The organism is Bacillus sp. DE0042, from assembly GCF_007680225.1.
Classification (GTDB): Bacteria; Bacillota; Bacilli; order Bacillales; family Bacillaceae_G; genus Bacillus_A; species Bacillus_A wiedmannii.
This window is the reverse complement of sequence record NZ_VEJP01000001.1, coordinates 641,179-666,103: the sequence shown is the minus strand read 5'-3', so window position 1 is coordinate 666,103 and position 24,925 is coordinate 641,179. Positions and strand designations below refer to the sequence as shown.

The 24,925-nt window shown below is 34.3% G+C and carries 15 protein-coding genes, 1 pseudogene and 3 other annotated features; of the genes and pseudogenes, 13 read left to right on the top strand and 3 right to left on the bottom strand.

The window, feature by feature from the left end; all coding sequences use genetic code 11:
- Positions 1-58: 58 nt before the first annotated feature.
- From FS802_RS03075 to ileS, 4 genes are all read left to right on the top strand, one after another.
- On the top strand, positions 59-979 hold the full coding sequence (locus FS802_RS03075; RefSeq protein ID WP_186367209.1) for a class I SAM-dependent methyltransferase: 921 nt from the start codon (positions 59-61) through the stop codon (positions 977-979).
- Positions 973-1,749, top strand: coding sequence for an endonuclease/exonuclease/phosphatase family protein (locus tag FS802_RS03070; protein WP_144524861.1), 777 nt, complete (start codon positions 973-975; stop codon positions 1,747-1,749). Before FS802_RS03075 ends, FS802_RS03070 begins: the two co-directional genes overlap by 7 nt.
- Positions 1,750-2,050: 301 nt before the next feature.
- Positions 2,051-6,253, top strand: coding sequence for a bacteriocin-processing peptidase family protein (locus tag FS802_RS03065; RefSeq protein ID WP_144524859.1), 4,203 nt, complete (start codon positions 2,051-2,053; stop codon positions 6,251-6,253).
- A 99-nt stretch (positions 6,254-6,352) separates the two neighbouring features.
- Positions 6,353-6,592: a binding site (T-box leader), on the top strand.
- Between the two features lie 54 nt (positions 6,593-6,646).
- Complete coding sequence (gene ileS, locus FS802_RS03060) at positions 6,647-9,748, top strand: isoleucine--tRNA ligase (RefSeq protein WP_144524857.1); 3,102 nt, start codon at positions 6,647-6,649, stop codon at positions 9,746-9,748.
- A gap of 51 nt (positions 9,749-9,799) precedes the next feature.
- Here the strand turns inward: ileS and FS802_RS03055 are convergent, their stop codons facing one another.
- Together FS802_RS03055 and FS802_RS03050 are read right to left on the bottom strand one after the other, a co-directional pair.
- The gene (locus tag FS802_RS03055; RefSeq protein ID WP_144524855.1) at positions 9,800-10,885 is read right to left on the bottom strand and encodes a DUF418 domain-containing protein; all 1,086 of its coding nucleotides are present in this window, start codon (positions 10,883-10,885) and stop codon (positions 9,800-9,802) included.
- A 1-nt stretch (position 10,886) separates the two neighbouring features.
- Positions 10,887-11,471 (bottom strand): TetR/AcrR family transcriptional regulator, encoded by a 585-nt coding sequence (locus FS802_RS03050; protein WP_000045221.1) that lies wholly within the window; start codon positions 11,469-11,471, stop codon positions 10,887-10,889.
- Between the two features lie 329 nt (positions 11,472-11,800).
- Here FS802_RS03050 and FS802_RS03045 point away from each other — a divergent pair, with 329 nt between their 5' ends.
- Complete coding sequence (locus FS802_RS03045) at positions 11,801-13,312, top strand: M36 family metallopeptidase (protein ID WP_144524853.1); 1,512 nt, start codon at positions 11,801-11,803, stop codon at positions 13,310-13,312.
- Positions 13,313-13,415: 103 nt separating this feature from the next.
- Here FS802_RS03045 and FS802_RS03040 read toward each other — a convergent pair whose 3' ends face one another.
- Complete coding sequence (locus FS802_RS03040; RefSeq protein WP_070168758.1) at positions 13,416-13,898, bottom strand: hypothetical protein; 483 nt, start codon at positions 13,896-13,898, stop codon at positions 13,416-13,418.
- Positions 13,899-14,082: 184 nt separating this feature from the next.
- Between FS802_RS03040 and FS802_RS03035 the strand changes: the two genes are divergently transcribed.
- The 8 genes and pseudogenes from FS802_RS03035 to FS802_RS03000 all read left to right on the top strand — a co-directional run bounded on the left by FS802_RS03035 (position 14,083) and on the right by FS802_RS03000 (position 24,910).
- Positions 14,083-15,465, top strand: coding sequence for a UDP-N-acetylmuramoyl-tripeptide--D-alanyl-D-alanine ligase (locus FS802_RS03035; RefSeq protein ID WP_144524851.1), 1,383 nt, complete (start codon positions 14,083-14,085; stop codon positions 15,463-15,465).
- A gap of 66 nt (positions 15,466-15,531) precedes the next feature.
- Positions 15,532-15,743, top strand: a binding site (T-box leader).
- 105 nt (positions 15,744-15,848) lie between these two features.
- Positions 15,849-17,147, top strand: a complete 1,299-nt coding sequence (gene aspS / locus FS802_RS03030; protein WP_000534850.1) for an aspartate--tRNA(Asn) ligase — start codon at positions 15,849-15,851, stop codon at positions 17,145-17,147.
- A 179-nt stretch (positions 17,148-17,326) separates the two neighbouring features.
- The gene (locus tag FS802_RS03025) at positions 17,327-18,511 is read left to right on the top strand and encodes a glycerate kinase family protein (RefSeq protein WP_144524849.1); all 1,185 of its coding nucleotides are present in this window, start codon (positions 17,327-17,329) and stop codon (positions 18,509-18,511) included.
- A complete protein-coding gene (locus tag FS802_RS03020) occupies positions 18,508-19,938 on the top strand; it encodes an SLC13 family permease (RefSeq protein ID WP_144524847.1) in 1,431 nt (476 codons plus the stop codon). Before FS802_RS03025 ends, FS802_RS03020 begins: the two co-directional genes overlap by 4 nt.
- A 134-nt stretch (positions 19,939-20,072) precedes the next feature.
- Complete coding sequence (locus FS802_RS03015) at positions 20,073-20,756, top strand: response regulator transcription factor (protein ID WP_144524846.1); 684 nt, start codon at positions 20,073-20,075, stop codon at positions 20,754-20,756.
- A gap of 3 nt (positions 20,757-20,759) precedes the next feature.
- Positions 20,760-22,118: a HAMP domain-containing sensor histidine kinase gene (locus FS802_RS03010; protein ID WP_000694912.1), complete on the top strand. Its 1,359-nt coding sequence runs from the start codon at positions 20,760-20,762 to the stop codon at positions 22,116-22,118.
- 18 nt (positions 22,119-22,136) lie between these two features.
- A pseudogene (locus tag FS802_RS03005) lies at positions 22,137-23,097 on the top strand (PepSY domain-containing protein).
- A 107-nt stretch (positions 23,098-23,204) separates the two neighbouring features.
- Positions 23,205-23,453: a binding site (T-box leader), on the top strand.
- A 116-nt stretch (positions 23,454-23,569) separates the two neighbouring features.
- A complete protein-coding gene (locus FS802_RS03000) occupies positions 23,570-24,910 on the top strand; it encodes a sodium-dependent transporter (RefSeq protein WP_000814548.1) in 1,341 nt (446 codons plus the stop codon).
- Positions 24,911-24,925: the final 15 nt, after the last annotated feature.

The window sequence follows — 24,925 nt, the reverse complement described above, 5'->3', positions numbered from 1 at the left end:
ATTTTATTAAATCTAAATTTTTCTAGAATTGTTTCAAGTGTAGGAATGTCCTTATTAAATGGAGAATTGTAATGTCATATATAAAAAGGAGGCGTTAAACTTGGAAACATACGATTGGAACAGTAAATTAAAATATTTAAAAAACACGAGAGATTTATATTACAATGACGATTATGTAAGCTTTTTAGTAAATACAGTTTGGAAGATTACTAAGCCAGTAAATATCGTTGATTATGGTTGTGGATATGGTTATTTAGGTTTAGTATTAATGCCTTTACTTCCAGAAGGATCTAAGTATACAGGCATTGATAGTGGAGAAACATTACTAGCTGAAGCGAGAGAGTTGTTTCGTTTACTTCCGTATGAGACAGAATTTCTTGAGGGAGATGCTACAGAAATTGAATTGAACGATACATACGATATAGCAATTTGTCATGCTTTCTTATTACATATGAGTTCGCCAAAAACGATGCTACAAAAAATGATACATTCAATTAAAAAGGGCGGAAAAATAATCTGTTTTGAACCACATTGGATATCAAATATGTCTTCATACTCTTTAGATGGAGAGAATCAATCGGAAATTATTAGGCTAGGTGCTTTGCAGAAGTTATTTGAAAGTGACATGCAGAGAAGCGGAAAAGATGGAAATATTGGTATGAAAATACCGATGTTTTTAAGTGAACTAGGTGTAAAAAATATTGAATGTAGAGTAAGTGATAAAGTGAATTTTTTAGATTCTAATATGCACCATAATGATAAACAAAGGTTGTATCATTCATTAAAAGAAGAGGGGATTGCAGGGGATCCGGGTGATAAACAGCATTTTATAGAATGTTTAATGGCTAGAGGGTTAACATATAATGAAGCTTTAGTTCAGTATGAAGCAGAACTACGATTTTTTAAAGCATTTCAATTGCATTCTTCTTTAGTATATGCTCCGAATATGAAAATTACATTTGGTGAAATAGAATGTTGAAAGATAGCGGTTTATTAAGGATTGCTACCTTCAATATATGGAACAATGATAATCTTTGGTTGGAGCGATTAGAAGCTATTTGTGAGGAGATTCGAAGTATTTCCCCACATATTCTTGCTCTACAGGAAGTTAGAAGTTGTGTTAATTTGAATTCAAAGAAAAATGTTGCGCAGTATATAGCGGATCAAATAGGTTATCCGTTTTGTATATTTAAGGAGTACCCTGATTCTCCAGATGAAGGGCTAGCCTTTTTAAGTAAAACTCCTATTATAGCTGAAGAAGCAATTTGGGAAAATGACATAAAGGAATCAAATTATTGTGCCATTCGAATCATGTTTACATATAAAAATTGTAAGTTCGGAGTAACGAATGTTCATTTAAATTGGAAATCTAATAGGTTAAGAAAAGAACAAATGAATGCCGTAAATAATTGGATTACAAATAGAGTGAGTGATTACGAATTATTATGTGGTGATTTCAATGACGATCCACATTCAAGGGTGCATCAATATTTAATAAATAATCATTGGATAGATGTAGCGCAGCTTAAAGAGGTTCAACCAACTTTAGAGTATAGAAAGAATCCTAATTTAAGAGGAGAGATAAAGAAAGACAAAAGATATGACTGGATTATGATACAAGAAAATGCCCCAATGAGATTTCCTATAATTGAAAACGTATCTATATTTGGGAATTCATCATTAACTTCATCTGGCGTATTTCCTAGTGATCATTACGGTGTTTTTGTAGATTTGAAATTTGATAAATGAAAAAAATGTCATTATATGTAGTAAGTCGATATCCACCGTATAATCGCTGATATATTTAAATTATCGCCGATATAATTTTATGTACTCATTTCAGCTTCCGAAAGATAAGCTCCTCATGTTATGTTATTCCATTTAATTAAACAAAATATGGAGAAAAACAATCATTTTTACTATATTTTGTTATAACTTCGAATAATATTAAATAATACTATCCATTATAGGAGATTTTAGTTGAATACCTACAATATGATGTGTAAAATCTAAGCAAGTAGCAGTGCAAATAAATATTCGAGGTGAATACATGCTAGATTTTAAGCAGTTAGATGCTTGTTTGAAAGACAAGAGATTTATAGATGGATTACAGGAAATAAATAATGAAATTTCATATATAAAAGAAAAGAATGCTTTATCTTATTTGAAGAATTGGCTTGCTAGTGTTCCTTCGCATAAGGAGTTTGACATATTAATACGTCTTACTGATGAAGGGCTTATGCACCAATACAGTTCATTCCTCATTCGCTACGCCTACAAAAAATTCCCAAATATGAGAACGCTCTCTTTATATTGTGATGAGTTAATTGATGAGCGGAAAATACTTGAAGTAGAACAGTTGTTAAAAGACTCATTAGAAGAGGTAAGTAAAGAAGAAATAGAAGCTGATCTTTTAGCGAAAACATATTTTACATTAGTACGATGTTTGTTGGAAATGAAACGAAATGAAGAAGCCCTAATCTATATGCAAAAGGCAGAGGAGTACAGTGCACGTGCCGTATTTGATAAATGGGGCTACGTCTATATGCATACAGGTGAATGGGAGAAAGCAGAAGAACAATTTATAGCCGGCATGCAGCATAAAGATTGTGAAGAGCTATCTACCTATTTATTATCACAATTATATGCGAATCAAGGAGAACAAAAACGTGCATTACAGCTAATTGATGATGCGATTGTAAAGTTCTCGCAAGTACCATATTTTCATTTTGAAAAGGTAAAATATTTATTAGATTTAAGGAAGTATGAAGAAATGTTAGCGGTAATAGATAACATAAATAATCAGCTTCCTTATCATGCGTATAAAGCTTACTTTGTACATTTACGTGCAGAAGCGCTTTACAAAATGAATAAACTTGTAGATTTACAACAGTTATTAAAAGAAGAAAAAATTTTAAAAGAGTCTTTATATCATAATTTAGAAAAAAATCCAGATGGAAAAAAGGTGTATTTACCGATAGTTCCTATTGTACAAAAGGATAATTATTGTGTTCCGACAAGTTTAGAAATGATGTTGCAGTTATGGGGAGAAAAACGTACACAAGATGAAATAGCAGAGTTTATTTTTGATATGACAGGCTCAAAGTTTTCAGATACTGTTTCTTATTTAGAAGAATTAGGTTATGAATATCGTTATTTTAAAGGTAATGAGGAAAATTATAAGAGACTGCTGGATGAAGGGATTCCTGTTTTATTAAGTATAGATATTGAGCATGCTTCACATGTGCAAGTATTATCTGGATATGATGATACGTTACAAGTTTTTTATGTTCAAGATCCGAACTTTATAGAACCAGTTATTGTGGAATATAGTAAGTTACAAGAAAAATATTGTTACACAGGTTGTTTAGCGATTACGTTTGTTCCGAAAGAAATGAAGGAGCAATTAACATTTTTAAATGAAGAAGAAAATCATTATTTTAAATCTGTTTTTTCTCTTACGGATCATTTAGATGAACATGATAAAGAGGGGATTCATAACTTAGTACAATTTTTAAAAGAGACGAGTGATAATCCGAATACGTGGTTATATACGGTTAAGCATTTAGATGTTGAAGTAGATAATGAGTTTATTATATGTTGTATTGAAAAGTTAATGGAGAAGTTTCCGAACTCAGATTTTGTTAAATTGCATGGTGCGCAGTGCTTTATTCGCCTTCAAGAATTAGAAAAAACCGGGCAAATGCTGACAAGTGTTGAGAAGAAAAATAATCGTGCTTTATATCATTTAATAAACGGAAGATATGCTTTTGAACAGGAGAGTTATATAGAAGCGATTTCAAGTTTTCGTTCATCATTACAATTAGACGCAGATCAGCCGATTGCTTGGAGTTTTCTCGCTTTATCATATATGTATATCGATCAATCTGAAAAGGCGTTGCAGTTTTCTCAAGTTGCTTTAGAACGTAGTCCAGAAAGATTCACTTTAACGAATCACGGATTAATATTAATAGATTTAGAAAGATATGAAGAAGCGTATGAAATTTTTAATGACCTATTAAGAGAGAATAAAAATGAGGCACATGTATGGTATGAGCGCGCGAGATGTGCGCATCATTTAGGGAAATTACATTTAGCGATAAAAGGGCTAAAAGTAGCGATTTATTTGGATAGTAATGCACCTTACATCTATACGAAACTTTCGGAAATATACGAGTCTGATTTGAAGGATGAGGAAAGTACGAAAGAAATTTTATTAAAAGGTATTGAGAATTGTGACGATAAGGCACCTCTATACGTAAAACTCGGTGACTATCATTTTCAAAATGATAGTCTGGAAGAAGCAGAAACATTGTATAATCGTGCTTTAGAAGAAAATCATGATGATATTTATTCTCACTTCGGACTTACGCAAGTTTATATGGCGAAAGAACAATACAAGGAAGCGAAACAATATATTCTCGGTATTGAAAAACAAATTGAAAAGAGCCAAGATTTTCTTATGAATGCGGGAATGGTTCTATGGGATGCTGAGGTTGAACTTGGTGGAAATGAAGAAGGGTTTAAAGTAGCTTTGTCTAAGTTAGAGAGTGGTATAAAGCAGAGTGAATATAATGTGGCAAGTGCGTTAGATGAATATGTGAATCGAATTAAAGGAACGGTATTTGTACAAAGAGGTATAGCATTCTTAAGAACGTTACACAAAGAAAGAAATGAAATAAGCGAATACGGTTGTTATACAGGTATTTTATATGAATCTATTGGGCAGTACGGCCAAGCGATGAAAAGGTATAATAAGGCGATAGAACAAAAGGAAACGGCATTACCGTATTACCGAATTGGTGAAACGCTTATGGCATTAGGGCAATTGATAGAAGCAAAACAAGCGTATGAAACATGTTTAGAGCTTGATGAGAATTTCGAAGGTGTACATTTACAGCTTGCAGAAATATACGAAAAAGAAGAAAATCGTTCTAAAGAACAAAGTCATATGGTTCAGGCTATGAAAGAAGAGCCGATGCATATTAATATGGAATATTTGGCACAGCTTTCAGTAGAAATGAGTCTTCAGGAAGAGTTACTGACAGAACTAGAACAATTAGCGGACGAAGCACCTGAAATATGGCGATTAGATGCGATTGCATATGTGTATGGAGCGATGGATGAAATAGATAAAGAACAAGCACAGATTGAAGAGGCACTTCAATTAGATAGTGAGCATATAGAAGTTCTATATCATTATGCCAAAGTGTTAGTGAAAAAAAGGAATGCAAAAGCAATTGAAATTGCAATGAAGGTTATACAAAAAGATGCAAATAATGAACGAATATTTGATGTGTATGTAAAAGCGATAGAACAACATAAGAAATTGTCTAACATACGAGATTTTCTTCATACATTAAAGGTGAAGAAGGCAGAAAGAAGTATGGCATTTATGTATGCTGCATCTGCGGTGACGGAAAGATGGATTGAACGTCAACAAAATGAACAGCCGAAGAAATCCATAATTACGAGAGCTTTTTATCGTATGAAAAACCGTGCGAAAGAAATTTCGATTATTACTATAATCATTGATTTGTATGAAATTTCGTTAAAGTTAAATCAAAAAAATAGTATGGCAGCGCAGCGATTTTCACTATTTTACGAGAATGTGGCGATGTATAAAGAGGCGATAGATGTATTGCAAACATCGTTAGAAAATAAATGGGATTACGATGTAGCGAAGCAACTTGTAAATCTTTTCATGGCGTGTGAGGAAGAAGATATGTTACGGGATGCTTCAGAATTAACGAAGCAAATGGTTCGAGAGGTACCAGATGATTATGATACGCTTCTTTTACAAGCGCAAGTATTCTTTAAAATAGGAGAAGAAAGAAAAGCAGAAAAGATTACCTTACAATTAATGGAGCAAACACCGTTTGTAAGTAGAGCGTTTCTTGCTTTAGGAGAAATGTATCAAAGTCAAGAAAGGTTTGAAGAGGCAATTCATGTATTAGAAAATGCTTCTATACATCATCCAAATGAAGCAGCAATTCTTCTTTCTTTAGCATCTTCGTATCATGGTGCCGGACAAACACTAAAGGCAGAAAAAATAACAAATGATGTATTAACAATAGATGCGAGTGATTTGTTAGCAAGATACGATCGCGCTTGTTATTTAGCACAGTTAAATAGAATTGAAGAGGCGAAGGAAGAGCTTGAAATTGTTCTTCGTGAGGATGAATCAGGATTCTTTGCTGAGCTTATTGAAGAAGATGAAGATTTAGCTGGAATACAAGAATTTAAGAAATAATTGTATAGGAATTGTGAAAAAAGGGTATAATTAAATATATATTTCGAATTAGTTGACAATTTATTGCCCAATGGCATAAAATAGCTTTTAATAAAGTATACAAATCTGAAGACGAGAACGAGTAAAATAATGAATTGTTCCCCAGAGAGCCGGTGTATAGCTGAAAGCCGGTGTGCAGACGTTATTTGAAAATCATCTCCGAGGAGCCGAGGCTGAAAATAAGTAAGCCCGGACGGATGTCTACCGTTACAAAGAACACGTATGATAGTACGTTGCTAAGTGCTATTAGCGAAGAGCTAATAGAATTAGGGTGGTAACGCGGTTAAACCCGTCCCTACTTCATGGGGACGGGTTTTTTGTGTGCTTTAAAATATTCAAAAGGAGTGATTGTAGATGAAGAAAGTAGATGTAAAAGAGTCAGCTGTAGGGAGAGAAACACGTATTCGTAAGCAGTGGAACGAGCAAAGTATTTTCGAGCAATCAATTCAGAATCGAGAAGGCGCACAGTCTTTCGTATTTTATGAAGGACCACCAACGGCGAACGGTTTACCACACGTCGGACATGCACTTGGACGGACAATTAAAGATGTAGTAGCGAGATATAAAACGATGGCTGGTTATAAAGTGCTACGAAAAGCGGGATGGGATACACACGGTTTACCTGTAGAATTAGGTGTTGAGAAGCAACTCGGTATTTCTGGTAAACATGAAATCGAAGAGTATGGAATTGAGCCATTTATTCAGAAGTGTAAAGAGAGTGTATTCACATATGAGAAGCAGTGGCGTGAATTCACTGAAAGCATCGGTTATTGGGTAGATATGGATGATCCATACGTTACGCTAGAGAATCCATATATCGAAAGTGTATGGCATATTTTAGGAACGATTCATGAAAAAGGCTTATTGTATAAGGGACATAGAGTTTCACCATATTGCCCAAGTTGTCAAACTTCACTAAGTTCACATGAAGTTGCACAAGGGTATAAAACAGTAAAAGACTTAAGTGCAACAGTTAAGTTTAAAGTGAAAGATAGTGAAAATGAGTATTTCCTAGGTTGGACAACGACACCTTGGACACTTCCAGCAAATGCTGCGCTCGCTGTACATCCAAATATGGAATACGTGAAAGCGAAACAAGAAGGTCATGTATACATTGTTGCGAAAGAACGTGTACAAGATGTATTAAAAGAAGACTATGAAGTATTATCTATTCATAAAGGTGAAGAATTAGTAAACACATCTTATATGCCGCCATTTCCAATGAAAGAAGTTACAAATGGCTACCGAGTTATCGCAGCCGATTTTGTCACGGCAGATAGTGGTACAGGACTCGTTCATATCGCTCCAGCATATGGGGAGGACGATTATAGAGTCGTTCAAAGTGAAGGATTGTCATTCTTGCATGTTGTAGATGAGAAAGGTGAATATACAGAAGCAGTACCATTTTTGAAAGGGAAATTTGTTAAAGATTGTGACGTGGATATCGTTCGTTATTTAGCGAAGGAAGGTTTACTGTATCATAAAGAAAAGTATGAACATAGCTACCCACATTGCTGGCGTTGTGATTCACCACTTCTTTATTATGCAGGAGAGAGTTGGTTAATCCGAACAACTGCAATTAAAGATACATTTTTGCAAAATAACGATTCTGTTACATGGTATCCAGACCATATGAAACATGGACGCTTTGGTAAGTTTTTAGAAAATATGGTGGACTGGAATATTAGCCGAAATAGATATTGGGGAACACCATTAAACGTATGGGAATGTGAAAGTTGCGATCATCAATTCGCACCGAAAAGCATTGCTGATTTAAGAAAGCATAGTACGAAAGAAACACCTGAAGATTTGGAATTGCATAAGCCATATGTAGATGAAGTGCAAGTTTGCTGTGAAAAATGCGGAAGTACAATGAATCGTACACCAGAAGTAATTGATGTTTGGTTTGATAGTGGTTCCATGCCATTTGCACAATATCATTATCCATTTGAAAATAAAGAGTTATTTGAAGAACAGTTTCCAGCGGATGTTATTGCAGAAGGCATTGATCAAACACGCGGCTGGTTTTATAGTTTATTAGCAGTATCAGCACTATATACAGGAAAAGTGCCTTATAAACGAGTGTTATCACTAGGGCATGTATTAGACGAAGAAGGACAGAAAATGTCTAAAAGTAAAGGGAATGCACTAGATCCAGTTGATTTAGTAAATCAGTTTGGTGCAGATGCATTAAGATGGGCGCTACTCGTTGACAGTGCTCCATGGAATGCGAAACGTTTCTCGGAAAGAACAGTACTGGAAGCAAAGTCTAAATTTGTAGATACATTAGTCAATGTGTATAGCTTCTACGTTTTATATGCAAATTTAGATGAGTATAATCCGAAAGAAACGTATGACGCAAAGCGGACGAAATTGGATGAATGGGTATTATCAAGATTGCATAGCACAACGAAAAAAGTGAGAACAGCACTTGATGATTATCAATTTACGAATGCAGCTCGTGAAATCACGGCGCTTGTAGATGAAGTAAGTAACTGGTATGTAAGACGATCACGTAATCGTTTCTGGGAATCTGGTATGAATGCTGAAAAAGCAGCGGCGTATGAGACACTTCATGAAGTGCTTGTGACAATTAGTAAATTAATTGCACCATTTACACCGTTTGTCGCTGAAGATATTCATTTAAATTTAACTGGAAGTAGCGTTCATTTAGAGGATTACCCAGTTGTAAATGAATCACTACTTCAGCCGAAACTAGAAGCGGAAATGGATGCTGTTTTACAAGTTGTTGAACTAGGAAGAAGTAACCGTAATCAACATTCTTTAAAAGTAAAACAGCCGTTAGCGGAACTTGTATTACTAGCGCATAATGAAAATGATATGGATTGGGAATCTTATCGTGATATCGTCATGGATGAGCTAAATGTCAAAGCGTTTCATGTTGAACTCGATGAAACGAAATACATGTCCTATCAATTAAAGTTGAATTTTAAAGCAGCTGGGCCGAAGTTTGGTAAAAATGTGAATGCATTAAATGGATGGTTAAAACAATTATCAAAAGAAGAAGTACAACACTTTGTATCTACAGAAAGAGCAGTTTACGAAGCAGCATCAGGAGAAGAGGTAGTTGTAACAGCTGAAGATGTACTAGTAGAGAAAGTTGCGAAATCAGGGTTCTCTAATACGACTAACGGACAATATACAGTTATGTTAGATACGAATGTAACGGAAGAATTGTTACAAGAAGGAGTAGCGCGCGAATTCATTCGAGCGGTTCAAGAATATCGTAAGCAGTTGAATTTACCGGTTAATTTACGAGTCGATGTTATTCTTGATACAGAGGAAGAACTACAACGAACATTAACGAACCATAAAGATTTATTGGAAGAAAATTTACTCGTTAAGCAATTTACATTTGATCACTTAACGAATGAAGACGATGAACTATCTTTAGGTGAAGCGAAAGTTCGAATTAAATTAAGCGCGGCTCATTAAAGAAAAAAGGAAGTTGGAATCATTCCAACTTCCTTTTTGTATGATGGAAATTTATCCGGCTAATTTCCTCATAATCCATTCGATAGGTCCTCTAGAAAATTTCTTTCCCCATAACACACTAATTAAAATGCTGAAAATGAAAAATCCACTAGCAAATAATGAAACGAATAGTAGTGATTGTTGTTCCATTTTATTTAATAGAATTAACGTCCCAATACCGATAAATACATGACTGACATAATGAGTTAATGTTAATTGTCCTGTTTGTACAATGGAAGTGACAAACCAATTATTTCTATATTTTTCAGCGATGTTGAGGCAAATGATTAATATAGCAATAGCGGATCCTGTAGCAGATAAAATATATAATACATTTGGTAAGATGGGTCCTGTATTAAATAAAAATGTGGCAGCCTCTTTGCCGATGTATGGAATAAAAAAGTGAGTAAGCCCTTTTGATAAAAGTTCTGACAATATTGTAATTGTAATACCCAGTAAGAGTAATCTTTCTCTAATTTTCTTATTATGAAGATCTAACCTGCCAATTATCATACCGATTAAGAAGAACGAGAACCAAGGGAAAATAGGGTGATAGCCATTAAAGAATAAATTGCGAAGAAAACCTTGTATTGTCCAGAAGTCTACATAGTTTATGAATGGAGTAGGTCCTCCCCAACCTTCGAAAGTATTGAAAGTAAGCTGAAGAGCTTGTGCGATTAATAAAATAATGATAGAAAGAAAAAGTAATAGTTTTTTGCGTACTGTAATGAGTAATGCAGCGACGAAAAGGTAAACACCGTAGTAGTGTATTATATCCCCAGTCCACTCTAGTCCATATAGTAGTAATCCTAAAATAAATAAGAATAGTGATCGTTTCCATATGGTCTTTCGGCTATTAGAAATTTTTATTTTTTCATTGCTAGCAACGGCTGACCTAGTCATTAAAGTTATACCGATGCCTGCAAGTATAACAAACAAAGCAGAAGCTCTACCTTCAAATAGTGACATGAGGGTTATTAAAAAAGGGGGACCATTTCCTTCTGCACCTGTTATCACCATGAAATTAACAAGTAGCATACCAAACATCGCCAAAGCTCTAGCGAAATCTAAGCCGATAATGCGCTTTTTTGTATTCACTTCAATCCCTTCTTTCAAAAATGCTATTTACAGCTTCAATCCAAATTTGTTTATAATCTATCTTTGCATCAATCATCATAAAATTCCCGATATTATCAAGCACTAATGCTAACATATGAGCTTTTGAAACTAGATTTTTATTTTCAATTAATTGAAGTTTATTTGCTTTTGTAAGGAGTACCTCAAATCCATGTAAATATTCTGTTTGCACAGTTAGTAATCGATCTTTGTACATATTGTTTCTTGAAGATAGTAAAACATATTCTTGTAACACAAGATTAAAATAAGGGTCGTTTCGCTGTTCATCAATTATTTTAAGGCCAATTGCAATACATTTTTCAATAAAATTTGTTTTCGTAAATTCTTCTGTATGAAAATACGAAGAGAACTGCATAGCTTTACATAATTCAGTAAAAATACATTCAATCAAGGCATCTTTAGACTTAAAGTAGTAATATATAGATGGTTTTGCGATACCAACCTTCTCACCAATCATCGTATAAGTTGTTTTAGCGATACCGTACGTAGCAAAAAGGCGATAACTTGCTTCCATTATTGAAGAGAGTGTTTCTTCACTTTTACTCATAATAGATCCTCCTAAAAAAGGTTATTTAAATCGTAGCATTCATTTATAATTTTTTCAACCTATCGTTAGGTAAAAAAATCCTATTTTTTAAAACAGTAATATGAAAAGTTTCAGGGGTAAGGAATGACTTTAGAAATTTCTTTCTAAAGTATTGTTTTCATTTTACACATAAATATTGAGAAAATTTCACTGACCCTAAATGGAAAGGTAATAGAATTGTTTATAGAGAATTACTCGTAGATTCAATTTTTATCCCCCCATTTTGTGGGGAATGATTGCCTAGTGGTAATGGGATAAGGTTGAGCTACTTTATTAGGGGGAGTGGTTCTATGTTTAATAAAAAAATGGTGGCAATGGCAATGACTGTGCCGTTAGTAATGGGGACGATTTCTACGGTTTCGGCATTGGAAAAACAGCAGCAAGTAAAGCTAGAAGCTTATTCGCCGCAGAAAAAAGCAACTGAATATTTAAAAGAAAATGCTGCGCAATATGGATTAAAAACAGACCTTTCAGACTTGCAATATATTTCTACAACAGAAACGTCAATAGCTTCATATGTTAGGTTCCAGCAAGTTGTTAATGGTGCACCTGTATTTTCAAAACAAATTACAGTTACTCTTAACGGAGAGGGAAAGGGCGTACTTGCTGTTTCTGATTATCAATCTGTCAAAGGTGTGAAGGAAGTAACGACAAAAATTAGTGAAAAAGATGCAATACAAAAATCAATGGCGTATGTTGGAGAAGCAAGTGAACAAAACTTATGGGCTCCTACAGAGAAAGAATTTGGATATATTGTTGAAGAGGGAATTGCTCGTCCAGTATATAAAGTTGTAGTCCATTCTAATAATCCATTTGGTGCATGGGAAACATTTATTGATGCAGAAAATGGGAAGTTAATTAAAAAGGTTGATATAAACCGAAAAGCTGAAGGGACAGGAAAAGTATTTTTACCTAACCCAGTCGTATCTAGCGGTAGTAAAGTAGGCTTAAAAGATAATAACGATGCAGATTCAACAGCGTTAACGAATCAATTGAAGACTGTTACGTTAAAAGGTTTAGATGGGACAGGATTTTTAATTGGAGAGTACGTAACGATTTCTTCAAAATCAAAAACAAAATCTACAAATTTACAATTTAACTATACACGTGCAAATGATAGCTTTGAAGATGTTATGTCGTATTATCATATCGATACAATACAGCGTTACATTCAAGGGTTAGGTTTTAAAAATATTAATAATCGCTCTATTAAAGTGAATGTGAATGGAACGACGGCGGATAACTCATTTTATTCTCCGACAACGAAAGCTTTAACTTTTGGTACTGGCGGAGTAGATGATGCAGAAGATGCTGGTATTATCGCACATGAATACGGACATTCAATTCAAGATAACCAAGTTCCTGGCTTTGGTAGTTCAGTAGAAGGCGGAGCGATGGGAGAAGGATTTGGTGACTTCTTAGGTGCTACGTATGAAGATGCAGTATCAACTACAGGATACGGAAAAGCATGTGTTGGAGAATGGGATGCGGCTGCGTATTCTAGTTCAGACCCGACGTGCTTACGCCGATTAGATACGAATAAAGTGTATCCGAAAGATATTACAAATGAGGTACATGATGATGGGGAAATTTGGGCACAAGGTCAATATGAGATGGCACAAGCTTTTGGACGTGATGTAGCAACGAAAATTATTTTACAATCACACTGGTCATTAACACCAAACTCTAAATTCAGTGATGGAGCAAAAGCGATTAAGCAAGCGGATGCTCTTTTATATGGTGGACAACATGCTGCTGATATCGATCGTATTTGGGCAGCAAGAGGAATTAGTACGAATTAATATAAAAAGTCGTGGCGTTTATAAGCCACGACTTTTTAATTTGCTTAAGCACTGGTACTAGTAAAGTAAGCTATATGAATGCTAATGTAAATTCATCCGCATTCTAGTTGTTTTTTTCGTCTTTAAAAACAAAATGCTCTTTAAATTTTCTAGACTCAACTTTTTGACCGTTTCTCATGGAGCGGAAAGGGTGTTCTTGCCAAGTAATGATTACATCAACTTCATCTGCTTTTGTGACAATTGGAAAATTAGTATGTTCAAATCCAGTTTTTCCACTTGCTAAGCGACTTTCCTTTCGTGAGAAAAGTTCATATTTCGTTTTCGTTTTTGGCTCGTTGCGGAATACTTCGACTTGTACGTTATATACTTCACTGTTACCAACATTTTTTACTGAAAATTGATATGTTTTAAATTCATCTTCTTTAGCTTGAAGCATATTTTTATCTATGTTCTTCGGTTCATCAATATTCACTTTCCATTGATCAGAGTTTTGGGAGATTGGTAAAGATTTTGGTGAATAGGCGTATGTTTCATTCACTGCAATTAGGCATAACAAAAGAAGAAAGAAACTAATCGCTTTTTTCATATAAACACCTCGCTATAAAATTTTTATCCCGCATTAACGGGCAGTAAGACCCTCCACCTCAAAATTCAGGGAAAGCAAAGAAGTTAGGTGGGGGATCAACTGCCCGTAAAAGCCCGATTGGTGAGGGCTGATTAAAGTTTCACTTTATCAATATGCGTAAATGAAACGGAAATTATGTAATAAAATGGAAAAAGGTGATAATTTGATTCAAATGAATTTGAAAAAACTTGAAGAAGTAGTAGGTGGTGAAGGGTTACAAGGATCGGTTCATCACATAGAGATACATGGTGTCTGCATAGATTCCAAAAGCATTAAAGAAGGAAATTTATTTGTTCCAATCATTAGGGTGAAAGATGGACATGATTATGTGAAAGAGGCATTCGATAATGGAGCTGTCGCTTCCTTATGGAAAAAGTCTTACGGCACTCCGCCAAAAGGGATGCCAATTATATTTGTAGATGACACTTTGTTTGCTTTGCAACAATTGGCACAATTTTATCGAAAAGAGCTAAATGTAAAAGTAATTGGAATTACAGGTAGTAATGGTAAGACAACGGTAAAAGATATAATAAGCACGATTTTAAGTACAACTCATCGTGTGCATAAAACAAAGGGGAATTTTAATAGTCAAATCGGTTTACCATTAACAATTTTAGAGATGAAACGAGATACAGAGTTTTTAATTCTTGAAATGGGGATGAGTGAAAAAGGACAAATTCGAAACTTATCAATAATAGCACAGCCAGATGTAGTGATCATTACAATGATTGGCCATTCTCACTTAGAGACACTTGGATCAAAAGAAGAAATTGCGAAGGCTAAATTAGAAATTATTGATGGATTAAAAGATGAAGGATTATGTTTGTATAATGGTGATGAACCATTGCTTTTGAAAAATAAGAATTTATCGAGTATAAATTGTAAGGCATTTGGTGAAAAGTATACAAATGATTTGTTTCCAACAAACGTGCAATTAGATGAATATGGTGTTCATTTTAAATTAAATGATTCAAAAATACAGTACGATGTTCCCTTACATGGAAAACATAATATTTTAAATACGATTGTCGGAATCGCCGTAGGTCAATTTTATAATGTCCCTACAGAAAAAATACAGAAAGCATTGCGACAAGTAAATATTACTCATATGCGCTTTCAATTTTTAACTGCCAAAACAGGTTTTACAATTATTAACGATGCGTGGAATGCCAGTCCCTCTTCAATGAAGGCTGCAATTGAAACGTTACAGACATTAAATGCCTATAAGAAAAAAATGATAGTAATTGGGGATATGTTGGAGTTAGGGAAGAATGCTGAAACATATCATAGAGAAATTGGTAAAATGTTAAATCAAGAGAGCATTCAATATGTATTTACTTATGGAGAGTTAGCTGAAATTGTAGCGGAAGAAGCGAGAAAGAAATATGATATAGGAAAAGTACAGTCATTTAATAGTAAAGCCAAGATAGCAGAGGAAGTATTAAAAGTTATAACGAAAAAGGATGTTGTATTATTAAAAGGCTCACGTGGAATGGCTTTAGAGGAAATTGTACAAAAATGGATATGAAAAATCAAAATATATTAAAAAAGGCTTGCGTTTTATAAAACGAAGAGATAGAATACTCTGTAAATATAAAAAGTGAGGATCAGGAAAAGTACATGATGCAAAGGTCTACAGAGAGCAATCGGTTGCTGAGAAGATTGCGATACCGCATGATGGAAGGACACCTGTGAGTGTTGCTTTGAACGTGATAATTAGTAAAAGCAAACGGTACCTACCGTTATCAGGGCTAAGATGGTCATTATGACAATTTGGGTGGTACCGCGGAAAAATCCGTCCCTATTTATAGGGGCGGATTTTTGTATTCTTTGAAAGGAGGTGAGTGACCGTGAATGATGACGATGACAACAATAATGTAAATAAATATAAAATTAATGGAGGGAAAAATAATGGGGTCAATAATGAAGCGTTCACTCACAAAAGAATGTACGGAGCAAGGTGGAAAGGTTGTATTACTTCAAGGCTGGGTAAAAAAGATTCGTCATCTAGGTAATGTTAGTTTTTTATTAATAAGGGATCGATCGGGAGTTATGCAATGTGTATTAGAAAATGAGTTAGCTGGATATAAGGTAGATGTGGAAAGTGTCGTTCAAGTCGTTGGTGAAATTGTAGAGACTTCGAAAACAGAGTTAGGGGTTGAAGTGCTTGCTCACGAAGTGAAAATATTAAATGGCGCAGAACCACTTCCGTTTGAAATAAATAAAAAGAAGTTACAAATTGGTTTAGATCAACTACTGAATGAGCGGGTATTATCATTAAGACATGAGCGAACCGCGGCGATATTTAAAGTGAAATCTACACTCGTTCAGAGCTTTAGTGAATTTCTTATAGAGAACGATTTCACACGTATATTTACTCCGAAAATTGTTTCACAAGGGGCAGAAGGAGGAGCGAATGTTTTTAAACTTCCATACTTTCAAAAAGAAGCTTATTTAGCACAATCACCACAGTTTTATAAACAGATGATGGTAGCTGGAGGGTTAGAACGTGTTTTTGAAGTTGCACCTGTTTACAGAGCGGAACATCATAATTCTTCCCGTCATTTGAATGAATATATATCGTTAGACGTAGAACTTGGATTTATTCATGATTTTTATGAAGTGATGCAATTAGAAACAGATGTTTTACGATATATGTTTCAACAAGTAGCAAAAAACTGTGAAAAAGAACTACAACTATTACAAATAGAAGTACCTGTTATTATAGAAATACCGAAAATTACATTGTTAGAAGCGCAAGAAATTTTGAAAAATAAATACCGGAAAGAGTCGCCAAGTGGGGATTTAGATACAGAAGGTGAAAAACTACTAGGGAAATATGTGAAGGAAACATATAAGAGTGAGTTAGTTTTCATTACACATTATCCGAAAGAAGCTAGGCCGATGTATACGATGCCGAATAATGAGAATCCGTCTATTACTGATTCGTTCGACTTACTATATAAAGGGTTAGAAATAACATCAGGGGCACAACGAATTCATGATTATGAAAAGTTACTTGCTTCTTTTAAAGAAAAGGGATTACATCCAGATACATTTCAATCTTATTTAAATACATTCCGATACGGTTGTCCCCCGCATGGTGGTTTTGGAATTGGATTAGAGAGAGTTGTATACAAACTATTAGAATTAACAAATGTACGAGAGGCGAGTGCTTTTCCAAGGGACTGTACAAGACTTATCCCTTAATAATAGGGGAAGGAAATGTATCCGTTGTGCTATTTTATAGTACAACGGATTTTTTAGTTCATAAAACTCAGCACTTTCTCACCAAATTTTAATGTAAGCTTAATTGTTCTCTCTTTTTTCACCTTTAGTATAAGCCTTAGAAACGAAAGAGATATACAAGGTGAAGGGAGAAATATTACATGCGTATTTTAGTTGTACCATCAGGATTTAAAGAAAGTTTAGGGGCGAAGGAAGCTGCTGATGTAATGAAAGAAGGGATTTTAAAAGTCATGCCGTTAGCTACTGTAGAAACTTTACCAATGGTGGATGGTGGGGAAGGTTTTACAGAGGCAATTACAAATATTACTGGTGGAAAAATGTATGAAGTAGAAGTAACGGGACCTGTAGGAGAAAAGACACAATCTTATTTTGGTGTTTTTGAAACGAGAAATGGTGAGCGTACAGCTGTTATTGAAATGGCTGCTGCAGCAGGATTACGCCTTGTACCGAGAAATTTACGTGATTCTAGAAAAACGACTACTCATGGTGTTGGGCAGTTAATAGAATTAGCTTTAAATAAAGGGGTAGATCGTATATTAATAGGGTGTGGTGATTCAGGAACATCTGATGGCGGAGCTGGTATGGCTGAAGCGTTAGGTGTAAAGTTTTTAAATGAAGATGGAAAGGAAATACAAATTCAAGGTGGAACCTCTTTATTACAAGTTTCAAACATAGATACATCACAAGTAGATCCTAGATTAAGGCATGTTCAAATCGATGTTGCCTGTAATTGGTTTAATCAATTATGCGGCGAGCAGGGAGTAGCGCGAGTATTCGGTCCGCAAAAAGGTGCTAACGAAGCCCAAGTAATAGAACTAGAAAAAGCACTGGAGCGCTATGCTTCTGTTATAAAAAAAGATATAGGTATAGATGTACATCATACGCCAGGTAGTGGTGCATCTGGCGGACTTGGTGCTGGACTGCAAGCTTTAATTGGTGCAACGCTTCATCCGAGATACGATATTATTATGAAGTATATGGATTTAAATAAACTATTGCTAGCGTGTGATCTTGTATTTACTGCGGAAGGAAGTATAGATTTTCAAACACCACGTGGTAAAATTCCAGCTGAGGTGGCTAAATGCGCAAAAAAATATGGATTACCAGTAATCGCATTAGTTGGGACAGTCGGTAAAGGTGCACGTATTAATTACGATTATGGAATTGATGCATATACAAGTATATTACCAATGCCATCTTCATTAGAAAATGCATTTTCTAATGCGGAGAAATGGCTTCGTGATTGTACAGAGAGTACGATGCGTACAGTTTTAGTCGGTTATCAAATCGCTTCTCGGTTGAATAAAAGTGGGTACGTATCATGATTGAAAAAAATGTAGTGGAATTACATGTGAACAGTACTGATCATCCGAAAACTAAGCCATCTTGGATTCTGCCCATAGCACTTATATTAATAGTAGAAATAGTTCTTTTGCTTCCATCGTCATTAACGATGGAAGCGAAATGGAGTTTGTTTGGATTTTGCTGTGCAATTATATTATGGACAACAACAACGATAAATTCGGCCTATATCGCACTTGGATCTGTCCTATTTCTAATTATTTCAGGAACAGCAAAGCAAGATCTTTTATTTGATTCGTTAGCTTCAGATGTCATTTGGCTTATGATCGGTTCCTTTATTTTAGGAAGGGCACTTCAAGTTACCGGTTTAGCTGAGAAAATGACGTGCTTTGTTGTAAATCGTGCTCGGAATATTTTGGGCTTGTGCGGGATTTTGACAATGATTATTCAAATACTCGCTTTCTTTATTCCATCAACATCTGGACGCGCAGCGGTTGTATTACCTGTTTTTCAAGCTATATCAAAAGAATTTGGGAGTAGAAGAATTACGAAAGCATTAGCAATTTTAATGCCTACTGTTATTTTAGTTTCAACAAGTTCTACAATTATTGGTGCAGGTTCCCATTTAATTGCCCTAGATATGTTAAAGGAATTTAATAATAAGGATATTACATTTGTAGAGTGGTTAATATGGGGATTTCCATTTGGATTCATAATGAGCTTTATAAGTTGTCGTGTAATATTATTTTTATTTTTAGATAAAGAGGAAGTAAAAACAAAACTGAAACAGAAAAAAGTTAAGTTTGAATTATCGCGAAATGAAAAGTATACAATCAGTATTTTAATAGCGATGGTAGCTTTTTGGTTAACAGAGTCGTTTCACGGTTTGGAAATTGCAACTGTAACGATAATCGGAGTGTTTTTATTAACTTTGCCAAAACTGGGCGTGATGCAGTGGAAAGAAAGTTTAAAAGGTGTCTCATGGAACTTAATTTTATTTGTTGGAGCAGCAATTGCATTAGGGAAATCTTTAATGGAGAGTGGTGCAGCGCAATGGATTATGCAGAAGTTATTTTTAGTAACAGAACTAATTAATAAGCAATCCATTTTCATCGTGTTACTCGTAATTGTTATTCTTTCAGTCACATCACATTTATATATTACATCTCACACAACGAGAGCGGTAATTTTTATTCCGCCATTATTATACTTTGCAAGTAGTCTACAGCTAAACGAAGTCGCTGTACTATTTTTAGGCATTGTTGGCATGAATTATTGTTTAACCTTTCCAGTCAGTTCTAAAGCATTACTTTTATTTCAAGAAAGTGATAGAGAAACTTTTCAGCCGCAAGATTTATTAAAGTTAAGCAGCTATTTAAGTGTTATGTATATGTTTGTAATGGTTGTATTTTACTATGCATATTGGCAGTGGGTTGGATTGTCTCTCTAAAAATCAGGAATATAATTCATTCCTGATTTTTTTCATTAAGTTGAAAAGAATATTGGGTATTATTTCTTTTGGAGGAAAGTATTAGTTGTTATACTGAAATGGTATGAAAAGATTATATAATGCGGGAGGCTTTTATGGGAGAAAGGATTTTAATTGTTGAGGATGAAGAAAAAATTGCGCGTGTCATGCAGTTAGAATTAGAGTTTGAAGGATATGAAAGTGAGATTGCTAAAACAGGAACAGAGGCAATGGAAAAGTTTCAAGTTGGTAAATGGGATTTAATTTTACTTGATGTAATGCTTCCAAATATAAGTGGGTTAGAAGTACTTCGAAGGATACGTTTGAAAAATGCTGTAATACCTATTATTTTATTAACTGCTCGTGACTCAGTTGTTGATAAAGTAAGTGGCTTAGATCAAGGGGCAAGTGATTATATTACAAAGCCATTTCAAATAGAAGAACTTTTAGCGAGAATTCGTGCATGTTTAAGAATTTCAAACGTAAGAAAAGAAGAGGAAAATAGTAGTTATCAAATTGCAGATTTATATTTAGATGAGAAAACACGAGAAGTGAAAAGAGGAAATCATTTAGTGGAATTAACACCACGTGAGTTTGATTTATTACTCTTTTTAATGAAGCATGAAAATCAAGTGTTAAATCGAGAACAGATCGTAACGAATGTTTGGGGATTTGATTATTATGGTGATACAAATGTTGTCGATGTATATATTCGATATTTACGTAAAAAAGTAGATTGTAATGTGGACGTGCCACTTATTCACACTGTTAGAGGTGTTGGCTATGTCTTAAAGGTGTAATATATGAAAATTAAAAATAAAATATATTTATTCTCTACAGTATGGTTATTACTTATTTTGTTACTTATTAATAGTTCTATATACTTTTTGTTTTATAAAGTTACAACGAACGGAGAGTTAGAACGCTTAAAACGTGAGGCAGTACATATTATAGAAGGAATGAATGCAGAATCAGTAAAAGAAATAGATGCAGCAAATCTGTTGCAACCATATTTACCTTCAAACGGTATGATTAGAGTTATTAATGAAAATTCAAAGGTAATGATTAGACAAGAAGTGGATATTGCAAAACCAATCCCAGTAGTAAATACGAAATTTGAAAGAAAAGAATCAGCGGGAATTTATGAGAAAAATGGAGGGAAATTCGCTTATATAAAAATACCAATCATTTGGAATGATGGGAAGATCGTTTCGTTAGAAATGACGGAACGTTTAGATAGTTTGCAAGAGAATTTAAATATGTTAAAAAATGTATTAGTTATTGCTTCACTTTTCGTTTTAATTCCGTCTTTTTTTGCGGGAAGAATGTTAAGTAAACTCATTTTAAAACCTGTAAACTCTTTAATACAAACAATGGAGCATATACAAGATAGAGGGATATTCAAAAAGATATCGCTAGAGAAAAAATCAAAAGATGAATTGTACAAAATGGGAACGACATTTAATAAAATGATAGATTTATTACATCAAAACTTTGAAAAACAACAGCAGTTCGTTTCAGATGCTTCACATGAATTGAGAACACCGTTAACAGTTATTGAAAGTTATGCAAAATTATTAAAAAGATGGGGAATGAAAAAACAAGATGTTTTAGAAGAATCTGTAGAAGCGATATACTCCGAGGCAGTAAGAATGAAAGGCATGACAAATCAAATGTTACTGCTTGCCAACAGTAGTGCAGAGTGGAAGTTGGAAACGAAAGAATCAGATGTAGTTCGTTTATGCAAGTTGACTGCGGAACAACTAGAAAAAACATATAATCGGGATTTTCGTGTTATTACAGAGGAAGAAAAGATTGTTGTAAATATTGATGAACAAAAAATAAAACAAGTATTAGTAGTATTATTGGATAACGCAATGAAATACAGTAAAGATTCAATCGATTTGATAGTAGGAATACAAAAGGAAAGAGTCTTTTTTTCTATTCAAGATTACGGTATGGGAATTCCTAAGGAGGATATACAGAAAGTGTTTGATCGCTTTTTTCGAGTTGATAAAGCGAGGAGTAGGGAAACAGGAGGAACAGGTCTAGGATTGTCGATTGCGAAACAAATTATTGATGCTCATGAAGGGAATATACAACTGGAAAGTGAAGAGGGAAAATGGACGAAAGTTACCGTATATTTGCCTCGTTTTTTATAAAGAGATAGGAGCTTGAAAATGAAAAAGAAATGGAAGGTTGCATTGTTACTTTGTTTTGTGCTTGTAAGTGTAGCTTTTGTATCACAACGTATTGTTTCTAAGCAAGGAGAAAAAATATTATCCGAAAAAAATTCAGAATATTGTGTCTGAACAGTATCCTGGAAAAATAAAAAATATGAAATTAGTAAGCAAAGGGGAACAAGATGTATATAAGGTAAACCTTTTAAATGAAAAAGGCTCATATGAAATAATAGTAGATGCTCAAAGTGGTAACATAAAACGTGCAAAAGAAATATCATTAAAAAGTAATACAATAACGAAAGAAAAAGCGGAAGAAATGGCACTTCAGAAAGTACAGGGGATCATTAAACAAACTATATTAGAAAAAAGAAAGGGGATAGAGGTATTTGTAATATCGGTAGAAACAAATGCTACTCAAAGTACAATAGTTGAGATCGAAAAAACTACCGGGAAAATTCAATTGTTACAGAAACAAACGACAAAAGTTACAGAGCAGCATGCAAAAGAGATTGCAGTGCAGCAAGTACAAGGGAATGTGAAAGGGATAAGACTAGAGAAAAAGAACGAAAAAAATGTATATGTAATAGAGATAGAGAAAAGTGCAAATGAGAATGTAATGGTAGAAATTGAAGAAGCGACGGGTGCTTTTATTGGTACTTCACAAATACAAAAAATCGTTACAGAAGAGCAGGCGAAAGAAGTTGCGTTACAAAAAGTACCAGGCGGTTTTATCGAGAAGGTAAGTGTAGTCAATATAAATGGTACGTCTACCTACCAAATTATAATAAAAAAACAAACAGAAACGGTTGATGTAAGAGTACATACAATAACAGGTGAAGTCATGTCTACTACTGCGGTAAATAATGCTATTCAGCAAAAGGAGTCATCTCAACAACAAGATGACGATGATCAAGAAGAAAGTACTGATAATCACGGTGATGATGATGACGAAGGATAATGAAAAATAAAAGAGGTTTCTCATCAAATTTTAATATAGCCCTTGACAGTTATAAATATAACCGATATACTTCATATTAATTTCAAAAGAAAATATATTCTAAATATTAAAATGTGTTGAATAGGAGTAGTAAGGTCGTATATTTGTACAGAGAGCTATGGGTTGGTGTGACATAGTCAAATGACATCCTGAACTCGCCTAGGAGCAGTAAGGTGGAACGGAATCACATTCTTAGTAAATCTTAACGGTTAACCTTCGATATTAGGTTTGTAATCAAACGATTACTACTAAGGTGGATTCATAATGGAATCAATAAGGGTGGTACCGCGTTAAGTAAATGGCTTAGCGTCTCTTTATATAGAGACGTTGAGCCATTTTTTTATTTTATGGAAATAGAAATGGAGGGTTTATTCGGATTGGTTTATAAAATTTAATTATTTATATAAAGTAATTTAACTGGGAGGAAAATAAGATGAAACAGACGGAGCAATGGACTTCGAAATTAGGTTTTATAATGGCTGCAGCAGGATCAGCAATTGGACTTGGCGCAATATGGAAGTTTCCTTATATCGCTGGGAAGAGTGGGGGAGGAGCATTCTTTTTAATCTTTATATTATTTACTGTATTAATTGGACTACCACTACTTATAGCTGAATTTATGATTGGACGCAGTACGCAGAAACAAGCAGTTGGAGCATTTAAAAGTATCGCACCTAATACAGGATGGCACTGGATTGGACGCCTTGGCGTTGGAACATGTTTTATACTACTTTCGTTTTATAGTGTTGTAGGTGGATGGGTGTTAATTTATTTATTCAGAGGAGTAACGGGACAACTTATTACTCCGGGACAAAATTATGGAGCATTATTTACTGAAACAATTGGAAATCCCGCTTGGGCGATTATGGGACATTTCGCTTTTATGTTCATTACGATTTGGGTTGTATCAAAGGGTGTACAAAATGGAATTGAAAAAGCAAGTAAATATATGTTGCCAGCATTGTTCGTTTTATTTGTTGCTCTTATTATTCGTTCATTAACACTTGATAATGCAATACAAGGTGTGAAGTTTTTCTTACAACCAGACTTCTCAAAGATTACTTCAGAAAGTATTTTATTCGCGATGGGACAATCATTTTTTGCGATTAGTATCGGGATTTCGATTATGGTTACCTATAGCTCGTATTTAAATAAAAAAGAAAGTTTACCAAAATCAGCAGTTACAATTGTTGGATTGAATTTATTTGTTTCATTATTTGCAGGTCTTGCTATCTTTCCGGCCGTATTTTCATTAGGAATGGAGCCGACAGAAGGGCCTGGATTACTATTTATCGTATTACCATCTGTATTTAGTCAAATTCCATTCGGTGGGTTGTTCTTAACAGTATTTCTTGCACTATTTACATTTGCAACATTAACATCGGCATTTTCTCTACTAGAGACAGTTGTTTCAGCATTAGCAAATGGTGAACAAGAAAAGAGAACGAAATTATCATGGATAATCGGTTTCAGCATTTTCTTAGTAGGTATACCATCCGCGTTATCATTTGGAATATGGAGTGATATTACGATTTTCGGAAAGAATATTTTTGATGCAGTGGACTTCTTATCTAGTAATATATTAATGCCACTTGGAGCACTATTTATTAGTATTTTCGTTTCATTCAAAATGGAAAAGAAGGTGCTAGAAGCAGAGTTTTTTGTAGGTGGAAATTATGGAAAGAAAGTATTTACTTGTTGGGCGTTTTTACTTCGATTTGTAGCGCCACTTGCAATAATCATCGTCTTTTTAAATGTAATAGGGATTATTTAATCTAAGGTGTTATAA